This window comes from Alcanivorax sp. P2S70 (assembly GCF_000475295.1).
Classification (GTDB): domain Bacteria; phylum Pseudomonadota; class Gammaproteobacteria; order Pseudomonadales; family Alcanivoracaceae; genus Alcanivorax; species Alcanivorax profundi.
This window is the reverse complement of sequence record NZ_AXBZ01000001.1, coordinates 70,629-86,050: the sequence shown is the minus strand read 5'-3', so window position 1 is coordinate 86,050 and position 15,422 is coordinate 70,629. Positions and strand designations below refer to the sequence as shown.

Annotated in this window: 12 protein-coding genes; 7 read left to right on the top strand and 5 right to left on the bottom strand. The window is 57.1% G+C overall.

Going from position 1 to position 15,422, the window contains the following annotated elements; genetic code table 11:
* Position 1: 1 nt before the first annotated feature.
* From Q672_RS0116955 to Q672_RS17745, 6 genes are all read left to right on the top strand, one after another.
* Positions 2-907: a tetratricopeptide repeat protein gene (locus tag Q672_RS0116955; protein WP_035481501.1), complete on the top strand. Its 906-nt coding sequence runs from the start codon at positions 2-4 to the stop codon at positions 905-907.
* Between the two features lie 202 nt (positions 908-1,109).
* Positions 1,110-2,069 (top strand): GTP cyclohydrolase FolE2, encoded by a 960-nt coding sequence (folE2, locus tag Q672_RS17765; protein WP_022983742.1) that lies wholly within the window; start codon positions 1,110-1,112, stop codon positions 2,067-2,069.
* A 179-nt stretch (positions 2,070-2,248) separates the two neighbouring features.
* Positions 2,249-4,894 (top strand): LuxR C-terminal-related transcriptional regulator, encoded by a 2,646-nt coding sequence (locus tag Q672_RS17760; protein ID WP_022983741.1) that lies wholly within the window; start codon positions 2,249-2,251, stop codon positions 4,892-4,894.
* Positions 4,895-5,180: 286 nt separating this feature from the next.
* Positions 5,181-7,928, top strand: a complete 2,748-nt coding sequence (locus tag Q672_RS17755) for a peroxidase family protein (protein ID WP_022983740.1) — start codon at positions 5,181-5,183, stop codon at positions 7,926-7,928.
* 661 nt (positions 7,929-8,589) lie between these two features.
* A complete protein-coding gene (locus tag Q672_RS17750; protein WP_022983738.1) occupies positions 8,590-9,168 on the top strand; it encodes an NAD(P)H-dependent oxidoreductase in 579 nt (192 codons plus the stop codon).
* A 155-nt stretch (positions 9,169-9,323) separates the two neighbouring features.
* The gene (locus Q672_RS17745; RefSeq protein ID WP_022983737.1) at positions 9,324-9,680 is read left to right on the top strand and encodes a glyoxalase superfamily protein; all 357 of its coding nucleotides are present in this window, start codon (positions 9,324-9,326) and stop codon (positions 9,678-9,680) included.
* Positions 9,681-9,771: 91 nt separating this feature from the next.
* Here Q672_RS17745 and Q672_RS17740 read toward each other — a convergent pair whose 3' ends face one another.
* From Q672_RS17740 to yidD, 5 genes are all read right to left on the bottom strand, one after another.
* Complete coding sequence (locus Q672_RS17740) at positions 9,772-10,290, bottom strand: outer membrane beta-barrel protein (protein ID WP_022983736.1); 519 nt, start codon at positions 10,288-10,290, stop codon at positions 9,772-9,774.
* 123 nt (positions 10,291-10,413) lie between these two features.
* Positions 10,414-11,754: a hypothetical protein gene (locus Q672_RS17735; RefSeq protein ID WP_022983735.1), complete on the bottom strand. Its 1,341-nt coding sequence runs from the start codon at positions 11,752-11,754 to the stop codon at positions 10,414-10,416.
* A 74-nt stretch (positions 11,755-11,828) separates the two neighbouring features.
* Positions 11,829-13,904 (bottom strand): TonB-dependent receptor domain-containing protein, encoded by a 2,076-nt coding sequence (locus Q672_RS17730; RefSeq protein WP_022983734.1) that lies wholly within the window; start codon positions 13,902-13,904, stop codon positions 11,829-11,831.
* Positions 13,905-14,034: 130 nt separating this feature from the next.
* Positions 14,035-14,343, bottom strand: a complete 309-nt coding sequence (locus Q672_RS17725; RefSeq protein WP_022983733.1) for a hypothetical protein — start codon at positions 14,341-14,343, stop codon at positions 14,035-14,037.
* The gene (yidD, locus tag Q672_RS17720; protein WP_022983732.1) at positions 14,340-14,585 is read right to left on the bottom strand and encodes a membrane protein insertion efficiency factor YidD; all 246 of its coding nucleotides are present in this window, start codon (positions 14,583-14,585) and stop codon (positions 14,340-14,342) included. Before yidD ends, Q672_RS17725 begins: the two co-directional genes overlap by 4 nt.
* A gap of 125 nt (positions 14,586-14,710) precedes the next feature.
* Here yidD and Q672_RS17715 point away from each other — a divergent pair, with 125 nt between their 5' ends.
* Positions 14,711-15,412 (top strand): START domain-containing protein, encoded by a 702-nt coding sequence (locus tag Q672_RS17715; protein ID WP_022983731.1) that lies wholly within the window; start codon positions 14,711-14,713, stop codon positions 15,410-15,412.
* The last annotated feature ends 10 nt before the right edge of the window (positions 15,413-15,422 follow it).

Below are 15,422 nucleotides of genomic sequence, written 5' to 3'. Positions count from 1 at the left end.
GATGAAAACGTTTCTGCAGCAAGGTTGCGCAGTGCTGTTGGTGCTGTTCGCCATGACGGCCACCGCTGAACCTGGCGCTGATGCGGCACAGGCCCCTCGCCCCGAAGCCCAGAGCGAAATCGAGAAGGGACCGGTGATATCCCAGTTCCGGGAGAACTGGATTCTTGGTGAGTTGCGAACCCTGCGTCAGGACATGATGGAATATCGCAACCAGATGAACCTTCTGGTGACCGATCGGGAGCTGGAAGTGGCCGACAAGGCCATGGGCTATGCCACCAATACGGTGACTTACTTTTTCTACTTGATCGCCGGTGCCGCTTCCATTCTGGCGCTGGTGGGCTGGTCGACGATTCGTGATCTCAAGGATAATGTGCGGGTCTATGCTGAGAAGGAGATGGCGCGGCTCACCAGTGAATACGAAGCTCGGCTGGCGGACCTTGAGCGCGAGCTGCGCAAGAAGTCGCGTACCATCGCGGAAAACCAGGAAGAGATTGAGCGAACCAACGAAATCCACAGCCTGTGGCTAAAGTCCACCAAGGAACCCAGTGCCCAGGCCAAGATCGAGATCTACGACCGCATTCTGGAGCTTCGCCCTGATGATCCGGAGGCGCTGGCCTGGAAGGCCGATGCCGCTCTGGAACTGGGAGAGCAACGCTGGGCGCTGAGCCTCTGTGACCGGGTGCTGGAAGTGGATGAAGAAAACGCGCATGCCCTCTATCAGCGCGCATGTGCCTGGTCCGGACTTGGCGAAATCGACAACGCCCTCAGCGATCTGGAGGCGGCGATAAATACCTCGGAAACCCTCGTCCGTCACGCTCGGGTAGAGGAAATGTTCCGACCACTGCAAGGACTGGAGCGCTTTGATGTGTTGGTCGGAAACGACAGTGACCCGACAGTCTCTGGCTGACGGCTTCTTCACGGGCGCCATAGTACTTTTCTGTCAGACTGATAGGTTGTAGGGGCCCGTAAATTGCCCCTTTGCGGGTCACTTTCTGCTAGACTTGCCCCCCTTGTAGGAAAGGGTGATGACCCCCATATGACCGTTACATGGCTTGATCGAGGGATTTCACTGCGATTGGCCGATATCATCACCCCCTGTGGAGAAACCCATGACACGTGAAAACGGTGCCGACAGCACCAAGCAGATGCCGGATGTGGCATCCAACTCCATGGTGGATCATATCCATAGCACCCTGGACTGGGTGGGCATGAGTGAAATTCACTTGCCTGCGCGGGTCAGTGATACCCTGGCCGGTGAAAGACCGGTGAGCACCTCTATCCAGGCCTATGTGAATCTGGCAAATCCGGATGCCAAAGGCATTCACATGTCCCGTCTGTTCCTGATGCTGGAAGAGACCTTTGGCGACCATTCCGTCAGCTCTGCCTCCATCGAGCAGTTGCTGCGCAATTTTCTGGAAACCCACGAAGGGCTTAGTACCCGTGGCTTCGTGCAGCTGGATTTTGAATACTCCATGCGCCGCCCGGCGCTAAAGAGCAGCTATTCCGGCTGGAAAAGCTACCCGGTAAGTATCAAGGGCACTCTGTGCGAAGAAGGCATGCGCATCGAAATGTATGTGGAGGTGCCGTATTCCTCAACCTGCCCGTGTTCTGCTGCCTTGTCTCGCCAGCTGATCCAGGAGCAGTTCCGCAAGGACTTCCAGGATGGCAAGGTGGATGCGGAAGCGGTTCTGGAGTGGCTGGGTACAGAGGAAGGGATCGTTGCTACTCCGCATAGCCAGCGCTCTGTGGCGCAGGTGCGTGTGTTGCTGGATCACAACGAGGGTGATGCCTTCCCGATCACAGCCCTGATTGACTCCATCGAAGGCGCTTTGAAGACGCCGGTGCAGACCGCGGTTAAGCGTGTGGACGAGCAAGAGTTTGCGCTACTCAATGGCCAGAATCTGATGTTCTGTGAAGATGCGGCCCGCCGCCTGAAGCAGGCCATCGATCCGCAATCCTGCTACAAGGACTTCTGGCTGCGGGTGAATCACCTGGAAAGCCTGCACGCCCACAACGCAGTGGCCATTGTCACCAAGGAAGTGGACGGCGGTTATTTGCCGATACCCTGATTATTCGATATCGCGTGAAACCTGAAAGGGCGGCCTGTGGCCGCCCTTTCTCGTTTCTGGATTGGCTGACCGGGGGAACAGAGTTGGCGATATTGTGACCTTTAGCCGGGCTTGCTACCCTCGTTTTGCGTATAGTCCGAGCATATCAACAATAATAAATGCGCTAGGCAGGCACAGGAATGGGCTCCACTGAGGCGTCGCCCCCGGTATCCGGGAGTTTCGAGCGCAGCGAACTGGTCGCGCGACTCGATGGTTGTGAATGTGTTCCACTTACGTTGTTGCTGGCGCCGGCAGGTTCCGGCAAGTCAACGCTGTTGCATCAGTGGCAGCAGCATCTGTCCGCGACACGGCCGGAAGCGCATGTGGTGAGCTTTGCTGTGCAGCCCATGGACGATGAGCCCGTGCGTTGTTTGCGTCGCTTTGCCGAGCAGACCCGTGCCGCCATCCCTGCCTTCGATACCTCCTGGTTCATGCCTTTTGATGTGTCCGAGCTGCCAGCGTCTTCGGTGGCTGAGGCGCTCTACGATGCACTGGAACAGATCCCCGAACCGGTCTACATCGTGTTTGATGACTTTCAGTACATCACCAATGACGAGGCCCTCAGCGTCATTAATGCGCTGATTGCCCACCCGCCAACGGATGTCCGTCTCATTATTGCCAGCCGAAGCCGGCCACCACTGGATGTGGGGCGGCTGCGCCTGAATGGCGAGCTGCTCGAGCTGGATGCTTCGGCCTTGCGGGTCAGTCGTGCCGAGGTGGTGGAGTTAAATTCGCGCCTGGGAGGCGAGCCCCTGGAGGGAGGCGAACTGGATCACCTGATGGCCATTACTGAAGGTTGGGTGGCGGGAGTGAAGATTGCCCTGATGGGCGCCATGGGGGCGGGTGTCGGGGCGCTGAATAATTTTAATGCGAGCCAGCCGGAGATCATGGAGTACTTTGGCCATGCCGTCCTCAAGGGCTTGCCTGAATTTGCCCGAACCCTGTTTATGCAAAGCAGTCTGCTGGACAGCTTTGATGCCCCACTGTGTGACGCTGTTCTCGACACCACGTACTCGGCGCGTTTGATGGAGGAGTTATCCCGTCGCGAGTTGTTTATTCTGGCCGTTCCGGGGCGGCCGGGCTGGTTTCGCTACCATGCCCTTCTGCGTGATTTCTTGCAGGCAAGAGTGGCCATTGATATGCCCGATTGTGTTGTCCCGATTCACCGTCGGGCTGCGCGCTATTTTATCGCCAAGGAAGATTACGAGCAGGCGCTATGGCACGCCAGGCGGGGGGAGGACCACGAAGCGTTTCTGGGTGCACTGGCCAGGGCGTTTGATTACTGGTTACGTGAAGGTTATGCCAGTCAGATTCTCGAATGGGCGGAAGACGTCTCGGACGAGGCGTTGTTGTCACGTATGGACCTGGCGGCACCTCTGATTAGCACCTTGACCTTGTCGCGCCGTTTTTTTCGTGCACGGTATTTTCTCGACGCGCTAAAAGCGGAACCACCTCTGGATTACCGGGGCCGGTACGGCGATGAGCATACTCTGGAGTTTCTCGAGCTCCATTTGCAGTTGTTCCAGCACGACACAGACTTCATGGAAGGAGCGAACCTGTCGCTGCTGATGGAGACTAGCAGTCACCATGATGTGCGTGCGTTTTCTCTTGCCATGGTGGCGTACTATCACTTGCAGCATGGCCGTTTGCAGTCGGCATTGGCTTTTTCCAGTCAAGCTCGTGACGTGCTGATGCAGTTGGGGCACCGTTTTACGGCAGGGTATGCCGGCCTCATCACAGCGCTTGCCAATCAGCAATTGGGGCATATTGCCGAGGCGGTAAGCTTCATTACCGAGCATTTCAGCAAGACGCCTCGGGATTGTCCCACCTGGTCTTTGTGGGCTACCGGGATGGTGGTGGTGTTGTATGACCAGAACCGATTGGACGAGGCCCGGCAATTGTGTGAAGACCTGTTGCCAATGGTGTCTACTGCTTCCGCTACAGAAGTAATTTCTACTGTTTACCTGACGCTGTCGCGGCTTCATCACCTGCAAGGCAACCGTAAGCATTCTGAACGCATGCTGGAAAAATTGTTGGGTATCCTGCAATTGGGAAACTACGAGCGATTCGTCAGCATGGCCCTGCTGGAAAGAGTGCGACAGGCCTATGTCAATGCAGACTGGAGCCAGCTGGATGTCATTGCAGAGCGTTTTGCACTGGCGGAATGGGTGCAGAAAAATCTGGATCTGCAAGATGTTCCCTACAGCCAAAGCTGGGAGCGCCGAGGGTTGGCCGCCGCTTATTGGCTAATGGCGGTTGGTCGTCACGATGACGCGGAGACGGCGCTGTTGCTCTTGCGCAAGGTGGTAAACGGTGCGGGAATCCGTACCCGCGGTTTGATCATGGAGGCAAACTTGCTGGTCTTGCATGCGCGAAGGAAGAGCGAGACAGAACAAATTCGTCAGATCGATACCTTGATCAGCCGCTATGGGCTGCTCAATGTGAATCAGCCAGTGTTCGACGAAGCGCCCGGTCTGGCTGCCCTGATGCAGGCGCTTTGGCAAAAAGGGCGGCTGGTTTTACCGGAGTTTTATACGCAGTTGTTTGGCGCTGTATTTACGTCGGTGACAACCGGTCATGCTCCCCTTGAGGTGGATCCGGCTTCTGTGTTGACCCCTCGTGAACACGAGATCTTCGAGTTGTTGCAAAGTGGCTTGAGTAATGCCCAGATCAGTGAACAGACTGGAACTTCGGTCACCACCACCAAATGGCACCTGAAGAACATCTACAGCAAGCTTGGGGTTTCCAATCGGACGGAAGCCGTGCTCCGCGCGTCGACACGGTGAGTTGAAAGTTGAAAAGCGCGGGTGAGGTCGGTGGGAATTTGCCGTGAGGTGCCCGCGCTCAAGGGCCTGATTGTCGCGTGATCCCGGAGCTGGAGTGCCTTGGCCGGGTCTTGATTCGCCTTTTAACCTTGAACGTTCAACAGCTCCCCAAACCTTGAACCGGTTCGCGATTTTTACTCCCTTTTGATTACCCCCTCCCAGGGGAGGGGGTGGAGGGGGGGGACCATTGCTAGAGTGCCGTCGTTGTCTGTAATTACCCCGAGAATAACAACGACGGAGGCTTATCATGGCTATGTCCCCCTGGGTCACCTGGCCGGCCCTGACCAAATTCGGCTCGCTGGGCGTAATGGCCGCGCTGCTGGTGTTGGCCGGCGAGCGCAGCGAACTGCTTGAAAACAACATGTTCGACACGGAAAACTGGGATGAAAAAAATGCCGGTATCACCTGTGACGAACGTAGTCTGACCGCCCGTACCGAAGACGGAACCTGTAACATCCTGGAAAACCCGGCAGAAGGGTCCGTGCACGTGAACTTCGGCCGTAATGTGGATCCGGCGTCTGTGTATGCCGAGTCCAACAGCGGCAACCTGCTGAACCCCAACCCCCGTGAAGTCAGTAACCTGATCATGTCCCGGGGCGGCGATTTCAAACCTGCCACCAGCCTTAACTTCATCGCCACCAGCTGGATCCAGTTCATGGTCCATGACTGGTTCGATCACGGCCCGCGTACCGATGCCGATCCCATCGAGTTTCCGATTCCTGCTGGGGATGTACTGGGTGGCGGCACCATGTCGGTGCAGCGTACCCGTCCGGATCCCTCTGTCAGTGGTGATGAAGGGATCATCACCTACGAAAACGTGAACACCCACTGGTGGGATGGTTCACAGCTGTATGGCAGCAGCAAGGAAACCAACGATGAAGTACGTTCCTTCGTGGACGGTAAACTCAAGGTGGATGGCAATGGTCGCCTGCCTACCGAGTTCCTGAGCGGCAAGCCCATCACCGGTTTCAATGAAAACTGGTGGGTCGGGTTGAGCATGCTCCACCATATTTTCACCCAGGAACACAACGCCATCGCCGACATGCTCAAGGCCAACCATCCGGGGCAATCAGACCAGTGGTACTTCGACAAGGCGCGACTGATCAACTCTGCGCTGATGGCCAAGATCCACACGGTGGAATGGACACCGGCGATTCTCGCCAACCCGGTACTTGAGCGTGCCATGTACGCCAACTGGTGGGGCCTGGGTGGGGATCGCGATACCCGCGACAAATTCCAGGACGATCTCGACAACCTGAACAACAACATCGGCCAGTTGGGCGCCCTGTTCAATGCTGTCGGCATCGACAATGATCTGGGGCAGCAAGACACCGGTTCCATCGAGCATGCCCTCGCTGGCCTGGTGGGTTCCCGCACCCCCAACAACTACGATGTGCCCTATACCCTGACCGAGGAATTCGTGTCGGTGTATCGGATGCATCCGTTGCTGCGTGACGAGATCAAGGTATACGACATCGGCTCCAACGTGGTGGATCAGGAAATCGCCCTGCAGGACACCCGAAACGGTGATGCCGAAGACCTGATGGATGATATTGGCCAGGACCGCCTGTGGTACTCCTTCGGTATTACCCATCCGGGTGCGCTGACGCTGAACAACTACCCGGACTTCCTGCGTAACCTGTCCATGCCGCTGATTGGCGACATCGATATGGCCGCTATCGATATCCTGCGTGACCGTGAGCGTGGTGTGCCGCGTTACAACGAATTCCGACGCCAGATCGGCCTCAAGCCGTTGACCAGCTTCGAGCAACTGACCAACGACCCGCAGCTGCTGGCGGACCTGAAGTCGCTTTACAACAATGACATCGAATTGATCGATACCCTGGTCGGGCAGCTGGCTGAAGAAACCCGTCCGGAAGGGTTCGGCTTTGGCGAGACATCGTTCCAGATCTTTATCCTGAATGCGTCTCGTCGTTTGATGACCGACCGTTTCTTCACCACCGATTACACCGACGAGGTGTACACCGCCGAGGGTATCGACTGGGTAGAAAACAACACCATGGTGGATGTGATTCGTCGTCACTTCCCGGCCCTGGCGTCGAGCCTGGTGGGCATGGACAACGCGTTCAAACCCTGGGGTCTGAAGATTCCTTCTGACTATCAGGATTGGGATGCCGAAACCAAGCAGAACCACCTGTGGGTCAATGGCGCACTGCGTACCAGTTACGAAGAGGGTGAGGTCCCGGCTATCGAGCCTATCGATATTGGCGGTCTGATCAATTCCATCCTGTGGAAGAAAGTGCAGGACGTGACCGATGTGGCGCCTCCGGGTTACAGCAAGCCGATCCACCCCCGTGGTGCCCTGGCCAAGGTGAAGTTTGTCCCCAGTTCCGGGCATGATTTTACCGGGCTGTTCCAGGGGGCGGATCATGGTCTGTTGCGCCTGTCTGTCACCGGTGATCCGTCTGATCGAGGATTTGCCCCAGGGTTGGCACTGAAACTGTTCGTGGACGGTAAGCGCTCTGAAAACGTCTCTGCGCTGTATACCCTCAGTGGTCAGGGAGACAATCACAATATCTTCGCCAACGAATTGTCCAACTATGTTCAGGCAGAAGTGAACGAAACCCTGGGAACCACGACCTTGTTCTCTCTGGTATCCAGCAAGCCGACCTTGCTGGTGATGAGTGACATGGCCAAAGTGAATCAGGATGGCTCAACGGTTGGCAGTGCGAAAACGCCATCGCAGATCTATTTCGTACCCAACAGCAGCCTGAAAAACAGCACCAGCGCCGCCCCGCACGATTTCCGTGATGACTTGACTGCGATTCCGGCGGGCACCAGGGTCTATGATGTCTATGGCACCACCAAGAGCATCAAAACCTCGATTTGGCCCTGGGTCACCGCGCGCTATGCCCGCGAGCGCCGTAACAGTGCCGTCAAGATAGGTGAATTGGTGACTGATTCCGAATTTACCCTGTCCCAGTTCGGCGACACCGGTATTTTCTTCAAACATCAGCGCTATGAAGACCGCTAAATAACAACAAGAAAGGTACCCCTGATAGCCCGGGCCTGCATCGCAGCCCGGGCTTTTTTTATGCAGCCTGATAAATGAGACAACAGGCCGCGATGTTGCATCCTGTCGCTTTATTGAAGTGATGTTCAGCACAGAGGACATCATCTTGATGCTCTGTCACCGATTTGCTGAAAAGGGGCTTGATCCCAATCCCTATCACGTCACCATTCTGTGAGGAGGCTCGGCTCGCGCGACGTCGAGCATGGAGTGATTCCTTTGCTCAGCAGGCTGTCTGTGGTTGTAAGAGATGGCTTACAGAAAAGCTCGCTGCTGGATATACCGTAACTTTGTTCGATGAGGAAAATAAAAGCACAGGTGTGCCGGTGCTGTGTGAAACGATTTGGGGTTTCTCAGAGGGGGTATATATTCAGTGCTGATGTGATGTGCTGCGTATATTGGGGGGCTGGAGTTTCAATGGGTGAATCTGAAATTATTTCTTTCGACTTTCATATTTCGCAGGGTGCAAATGACTGTGAGGTATCTCAAATCACGTTTTGGCAAACCAGGCATGGTGAAGATAATGGATAACGAGCTGCGGCAGCCGAATACGATTTCCGCTATTTTGTCGTTTCGATGCGCCGGCGGCGTACGTTGATTCACGGATAGTGAAGAAGGGAACTCCATGGAGAAGAACATTGCAGTGATTCTGGGTAGCCCGGATCCGGACAGTTTTTGCCGTGCGCTGGCGGACCGCTATGCCCAGGCGGCTGAGCAGGCCGGTCATCAGGTGCGTTATTTTCGGCTGGGGGAGGTCGAGTTTGACCCGGTACTGCGTCATGGCTACAACCAGCGACAGGAATTGGAGCCAGGTCTGCAGGAGATCAAGGAGGCGATCAGCTGGGCTGAGCATCTGGTATTGGTCTATCCGGTGTGGTGGGGCGGGATGCCTGCGCTGCTGAAAGGTTTTCTGGATCGTGTGTTTCTTCCCGGGTATGCGTTTCAATACCGAAAGAATTCGCCGCTTTGGGACAAGCTGCTGGCAGGGCGCTCTGCTCATGTCATCACTACCATGGATACTCCTCCCTGGTATTTTAAACTGGTCTATCGCAGCCCGGCCCACAACCAGATTCGCAGGACCATTCTCGAGTTTGTGGGTTTTAAGCCAGTAACCATAACGGTGCTTGGGCCGGTGCGTGATGCCTCGCGGTCCAGGAAAGCGGCCTGGCTGGACAAGATCGCCGCCTTCGCCAAGGCATCATGAGAGGCCCTGCCAGCGAGTGGGTTTTGGGCAAATAGTGAGATTGAGTGTGCTCCTGGATTCACTGTTATGGGGGCTCTGATTCAACAACGAAAGCAAGGTTCGTTATCGCGATTGGCGATCGTGCCATGCGGGTTTACCTGCAACAGGAATGGGTCATGACATTTCAGACGATCCCCGTGCTTCGCATCTTTGATGTGGAGAAAGCAAAAGCCTTTTATCTGGATTTTCTCGGCATGAAGGTAGAGTGGGAACACCGGTTCGAGGCGGATTATCCTGTGTATATGCAGGTGTCGAGAGACGACTTGGTGTTTCACCTGAGTGAGCATTCCGGTGATGGAACGCCGGGGTCCAAGTTGTTCGTGAAGACGGCGGATCTGGAAGGGTTGTACCGGGACATCATGGCCAAAGGGTATCGATACTGCCGCCCGGACATTTCCGTTGCCCCTTGGGATAGCCGGGTTTTTGAAGTCGTGGACCCGTTTTCCAACCGGATTCTTTTTAGCGAAGGTTAGGGTTTCACGCCGTGGGGCCTTGGCGCTGTACTGCCACTCACAAAAAACCGCGCGGCGGCGCGGTTTTTTATGGGCAATATTCCGATCCGTATCAGAAGCGGCCGTTCAGGCCCAACCCAAGATTGGTGACTTCATCGCCACTGCGGTCGACAACTCGCATGTACTCGACGCTGACGAACATGTTGTGGGTGATGGTGACATCAACCCCAAGGCCGAGGGAGATGTCCTTGTAGTTTTCCCCGTCACTGCTACCGAAACGGTTTTCTTCGGTGGTTTCCATATAGGTCAGGCCGATCAGACCGTAGGGGCGTACTGGCAGGGTGTTGGGGAATTGGCCACGGAAGTAGGCGCCGTAGTAACGGTCGATTTCCACATCGACGCCATTGCTGAGTTCGTCGTCCCCCATGCCCAGCCCCAGACGCAATTCGCCGCCCAGGGTTTCATCCTTGTTGATCCAGCTGCCGAACTTGAATTGCACGGCCTCGGGTTTGGCACTGGCGGTGGTGTTGTCCGGTTCGATCTTGCTGCTGATGTAATCAAGGCCGGCGAAACCACCTGCGTTGGCACACAGAGGCAGTGCCAGGGTGGCGGCAATCAGGGCTTTCTTCATGATCTCTCCCGCAGGGTCTGTAGTCACAACGATGTCATGTGAGAGATTGTAGTGAAAAGCAGCGCCTTCGGCGACTGATAGGAAATGGCGCCCCGGGCGGGGCGCCGTCGCAACCGGTATGGCTTAGTGGTCATGACCATCATGGTCATGTTCGTCACCGTCTTCATGCGCTTCCCCCAGCCCGGCCCAGGCCAGTGCGGCCGGTGGGAAATTGAGGGCGAGCGGAGTTTCAATGCTGCCTTCTTCCAGGTGGATGACAACAATATTCTGGTTGCCGGCATCAGACAGGAAGGCGTGGGCGGGTTCACCTGCCACGGTCATGGAGACGCGGCTGCCGTGGCCGCTTGATGCGGGTGCGGCGCTATCGGGGTCAATGGCATCTTCAAGATGGGCGTGCTCGCTCCAGTCGGCGGTGTCGATGATGCGAAGATCGCCGGTATCGTCCAGCAGGACCAGATGCTCGGCATGGGGATCAAGGCTGTGATTATCCAGGGAGACCGAGGCCCCTTCTGTCCAGTCGAGCTCAGTTGCCGAGGCGGTATCAGGATCAATGATCAGGACGCGATCACCGGCGTAACCAACAAACTCTGCCAGTTCATGGTGGCTGTCGAAGCTGCCGACACGCTCGCTGCCAGTGAGGCCCAATGTCGCATTGCTGACATGCTGGGCGGTGAAGTCCTCACCGTCCTGATGCACGATCAGTACACCGTCGCTGCAGCCGAAAATAGAGTAGTCTTCGTTGGAACCGGCTCCGTGAAGGTCCGGGCAATCCAGGCTGATGGTGTCTTCCTTGTGGTAGTGATCATCGTGCTGATGGTATACGTCTACCTTTTCCGGCAGGCCTGAGGCGGCGGTGCGGAACGTGGCCAGCAAGATGTCGCCACGAGGTTCAGCGACACCATGGTGGGCGCTTGCCAGAGTCTGGCTGGCTACGCTGCTGGCGGATTCCAGGGTGTCGTCGGTGACGACGTCAACCTCTGCCATCAGGCTGCTACCTGCATCACCGTCATAAAAAATGGCGGCTTGTTCACCGTGGACACGGTAATGGGTGGGGGCCGGGCCGGTCAGGGTTCCGGCGAAGCCGGGAGCGACTTCGTCAACATGGTCGTCATGGTAATACAGGCCGCCATCCACGATTTGTACCTGGTTTGCAGTACGCTGGAGGGCCAGCACAAAGCGCTTGCCAGGGCTGGTGTAAAGTGCGCTGGGTGCGTTATCCAGAGCCAGGGAACCGGGCAAAAGTGCGCCTTCCTCAAGGTCGTAGACGTACAGCTGGTCGCCCGCGCCATCCCGGGAGGCGATGACCAGCCGGCCGGGATGTTCGCTGCTGCCGTGGTCATGTTCGTCTTCGGCGCTTCCCAATGAACTGGTGCCCGTCTCATTACAGCCAGCCATCGCCAGCGCGACGACCAGTGACAGGGGCAGGGCGGCGTGGTGTTTCAGGTTTTTCATCATGCGTTGCATGGTGTTCTCCAATTCGGTGTTGTCGTGCCTGGCGGATAAAGGCGCCAGGCGAGTTGCCGTTGTGATGTGCGGCGTCAAAATTCGATGCGGGTGCCTACCGTGAGATTGCGACCCGGTTCCGGCACGGTGCTGGCAAGGAAGGAGGCGTGATTGAATACCTCTTCGCCAAGCAGGTTGTTGCCCCGCACAAAGAAGGTGTAGCGCTGGTCACCGCGCAGGCGGTAGCTCAGGGTGGCGTTCACCATGTCATAGGAAGGGGTGGTTTCTTCGAATCCGGCGATCTGGTCCTGTGCGAAACTGCGGTAGAGTTCCAGCTCACCGTCAAAGTGACCAACATAACTCGTCAGTCGGGTGCCGGCACGCTTGGCAGGAATGCGAGGCAGATAGCCGCCGTCATCGAAGGTGGCGCGCACCATGTCACCAAAGACGGTGATGCCAAGCCGGTCGATGCCGTAGTAGCTCACCGAGCCTTCGGCACCAGTAAAGGTGGCGTCGCGCTGGCTGTACTTGATCAGACGGAAGTCTTCCTGCTGGTCCAGGGTACGGGCATAAATGTAGTTATTGATGCGGTTTTCAAATACCCCCAGATCGAACAGCCAGTCCCCTTCTGTTTTACGCAGATTCAGGTTGGCGCTCAGGCTGATTTCATCATCCAGAAGATCCCGCGGGGTACCACCGCAGTCGCTGAGCAGGCCACACTCATAGGTATTGGTAGCCAGATGGACACCATCGGCATAGAGTTCCTGCGCTGAAGGCGCGCGACCGGAATGGGTAGCCGACAGTACCAGCTCGTAACCGGGCGCGAAGCCCCAGTTCGCCGCGCCAGAGAAGGATGCATTATCCGCTGTGACTTTCAGCAAGGTGTCACCATCACGGGCATCCGGTGTTTGCGTAAGGTGTTCCTGGCGGGCACCAAACTCAAATGACCACTGATCGTTGAGGGTGTATTGCTCTACCACAAAGAGGGCAATGGACTCGGTTTCCGTTCTGGGAACAAAAGCCTCTGACCCCAGCGAACTGAAATCAAAGTTTGTGTATTGCAGGCCGACCACGCCACGCCAGTTTCCCAAGGGCGCATGCTCCACTTCAAGGCGCGCATCTCCACCTTTGTTGGTGAAGGTGCTGCCGATCTCGCCCTCTTCAATTTCGTGATGGCGATAATCGGTGTGGTTGCCCCGAAACCGGATAGAGGCAATGCCTGCGAAGGGATTCCGGTATTCGCCGCGGGCATCCACCCGGCGGCTGGCCAGATCCACGTAGGGAACCACCTCGCCATGGTCATGATCATGGTCATGATCCTCGGTGGGGCAGTCGAGGGATGTGCCATTGGCTTCACATTCCTCAAACTCATGGCTATGCCCTGGCAGACCGTAGTTATCACGGCGGTAGCTATAGGCCAGGCCGAAATACCCTTGGTCCCCGATCCACGATGCACCAATGCTGCTGTTATCGCTTTCCGCATAGGTACCCGGAACGGTCAGGCTTTCAAAGCCGTTGACCTCATAGTCATCAGCATCACGGCGGCTACCTTCTACCCGGAATACCAGATGATCGGTGGCGGAAAAGGTCACGCCAGCAGCAGTTGCGTTTTCATCGGCGACGGTGTTTGCCCGGGCTCCAACGAAGCCCTCCACGCCGTCACGGGGGCGCTGGGTGGGGATACGGTTATCCAGCACATTTACTACCCCGCCACTTGCTCCGCTTCCATACAGAAGGGTGGAGGGGCCGCGCAGCACTTCGATCTGTCGCGCCAACATGGGGTCGACGGTAACAGCGTGGTCGGGGGAGATGGTGGAAGCATCCAGCACCTGCGAGCCATCATTAAGGACGCCCACACGAGGCCCGCCCTGGCCACGTATGACCGGACGACTGGCGCCACCGCCGAATGTATCGCTGTGTACGCCCGGTTCGCTCTTCAGTGTTTCGCCCAGTGTGTCTTCGTTTCGGCTGATAAGACTTTGCTGGTCCATCACCGAGTAGGGGGTGCTGACACTATCGCTACCCAGTGGCAGGGCAGAGACGTTCACCTGCTTCAGCTCATTGACGGTGTCGTCCTGGGTAGACGCATTGTTGTCTTCGGCCATTACAGCTGCTGGCGCATTCAGCACCGCAGCGACGCCCCCGGCCAGGGCCAAGCGTCGAAAATTCATGATTACCTCTGTCTTTACCGTTCATGCAGGGCATGAGCGCGCCGTATTGCCATGCAGGCAAGGGCGCTGTACTAGCCGCAGTTCGGCTGATACCCGTGATTGCGGAACTGTCGGATGAATCAGGGACGGTTCAGACAGCGGCCGGAGGGCCGCGGGGAGGATATTGGCTGCGCGATTCACTGCGCTGAAGCCGGGAGGGGCCCGTGACCGACGGCGTGGGCTCCACGTGCCCGGCGGTTATCGGGAAAAAGAGTGTTGGCAGTGCCAGCAGCCCTTGGCCGTTGGTGCATACCTGGCAGTCCGCAGGGGCCAGCAGCTCTTCGTGGGGGCCATGACCGTCGCTCAAGATATGCGACGGTGCGTGCCAGGCCAGCAGCAACTGGGCAAAGCCGAGCGACAGGATCAGTAACAGGGGGAGGGTGCGGTGACGCAGGCTCACGGTGGGGCCTCTCCCGATTCTGCCGGCTCGGTGCCGGGCACGTAATCGAAGCCTCCGGGATGCCAGGGGTGGCACTTGCAAATCCGTTTGACTGCCAGAGTCCCTCCTCGCACGGCACCATGCAGCTCAACCGCCTGCTTCGCATAGTGCGAGCAGCTCGGATAGAAGCGGCATTGGTTGCCTGTCCAGGGACTCAGCACCTTCTGGTATACCCAGATAATGCCAAGCAGCAGTGGTTTCACGGATCGCGATCCTGAGTTGTTAGGTTATAACATGTATGTAAAAAAGCATGATAAAGCCTGAGGCACCGGATTTTCCAGTTTTCCTTGCAGTCATATCTACCCTGTTACCTTGAAAGGAGTATGACATGGAGAGGTCAGGCGTTACGAAATGGTTTGCGGCAGGGTTGGTGGTCGGCAGTTTGGTATGGGCGCCGATGGCTCAGGCTGCCGGCTGGGAGCCGGTCAAACAGGGTCAGGGACGTACGGAGGTAAGCACCTACGAAAAGGACGTGGCCGATAGCCCGGTGAAGGCATTCCGGGGGGTGACTGAGGTCAAGGCACCGGTACTCAGCGTGCTTGCGGTGCTGGCCGACGCCCAGGCCTGTGCTGAATGGTTGTACCAGTGCCAGTCGCTGGAGTTGCGTGACAATGATCAAGCCTATATCCGCTTCAAAGGTATCTGGCCTGCAAAGGATCGGGATGCCTTGATTCAGACTCAGACGACACAGAACGCTGACGGCGGCGCGATTACTATCGCATCCCGCAAGGTGGATGGTGAACCGCAACATGATGGCTACGTGCGTGTGGCCGCTCTGCGCGACCGCTTTGTGTTGACGCCGCTGGATGATGGCTGGACCCGTATCGAGTTCGAGACCTTGATCGATCCGGGCGGTAATGTGTCGTCAGTGGCCAATGTGATTTCCAATCAGGCACCGAAGGAAACGCTGCAAGGCCTGCGGAAGCTGGCCGGCAGTGACGCTTACCAGGGGGCCAAGCTGGATCAGGCACTGGTGCGTTACCCGGCACTCAAGGGCATGGTGTTGCCCGAGAGCCACCAGCCTGATTGAGCTCCGCATA

Excerpts from the sequence above, each read along its gene's own strand:
- Q672_RS17730 (WP_022983734.1), bottom strand. The coding sequence starts at position 13,904 with ATGAATTTTCGACGCTTGGCCCTGGCCGGGGGCGTCGCTGCGGTGCTG.
- Q672_RS17740 (WP_022983736.1), bottom strand. The coding sequence starts at position 10,290 with ATGAAGAAAGCCCTGATTGCCGCCACCCTGGCACTGCCTCTGTGTGCC.
- Q672_RS17715 (WP_022983731.1), top strand. The coding sequence starts at position 14,711 with ATGGAGAGGTCAGGCGTTACGAAATGGTTTGCGGCAGGGTTGGTGGTC.
- folE2 (WP_022983742.1), top strand. The coding sequence starts at position 1,110 with ATGACACGTGAAAACGGTGCCGACAGCACCAAGCAGATGCCGGATGTG.
- Q672_RS17755 (WP_022983740.1), top strand. The coding sequence starts at position 5,181 with ATGGCTATGTCCCCCTGGGTCACCTGGCCGGCCCTGACCAAATTCGGC.
- Q672_RS17750 (WP_022983738.1), top strand. The coding sequence starts at position 8,590 with ATGGAGAAGAACATTGCAGTGATTCTGGGTAGCCCGGATCCGGACAGT.
- Q672_RS17760 (WP_022983741.1), top strand. The coding sequence starts at position 2,249 with ATGGGCTCCACTGAGGCGTCGCCCCCGGTATCCGGGAGTTTCGAGCGC.
- Q672_RS0116955 (WP_035481501.1), top strand. The coding sequence starts at position 2 with ATGAAAACGTTTCTGCAGCAAGGTTGCGCAGTGCTGTTGGTGCTGTTC.
- Q672_RS17735 (WP_022983735.1), bottom strand. The coding sequence starts at position 11,754 with ATGCAACGCATGATGAAAAACCTGAAACACCACGCCGCCCTGCCCCTG.
- Q672_RS17745 (WP_022983737.1), top strand. The coding sequence starts at position 9,324 with ATGACATTTCAGACGATCCCCGTGCTTCGCATCTTTGATGTGGAGAAA.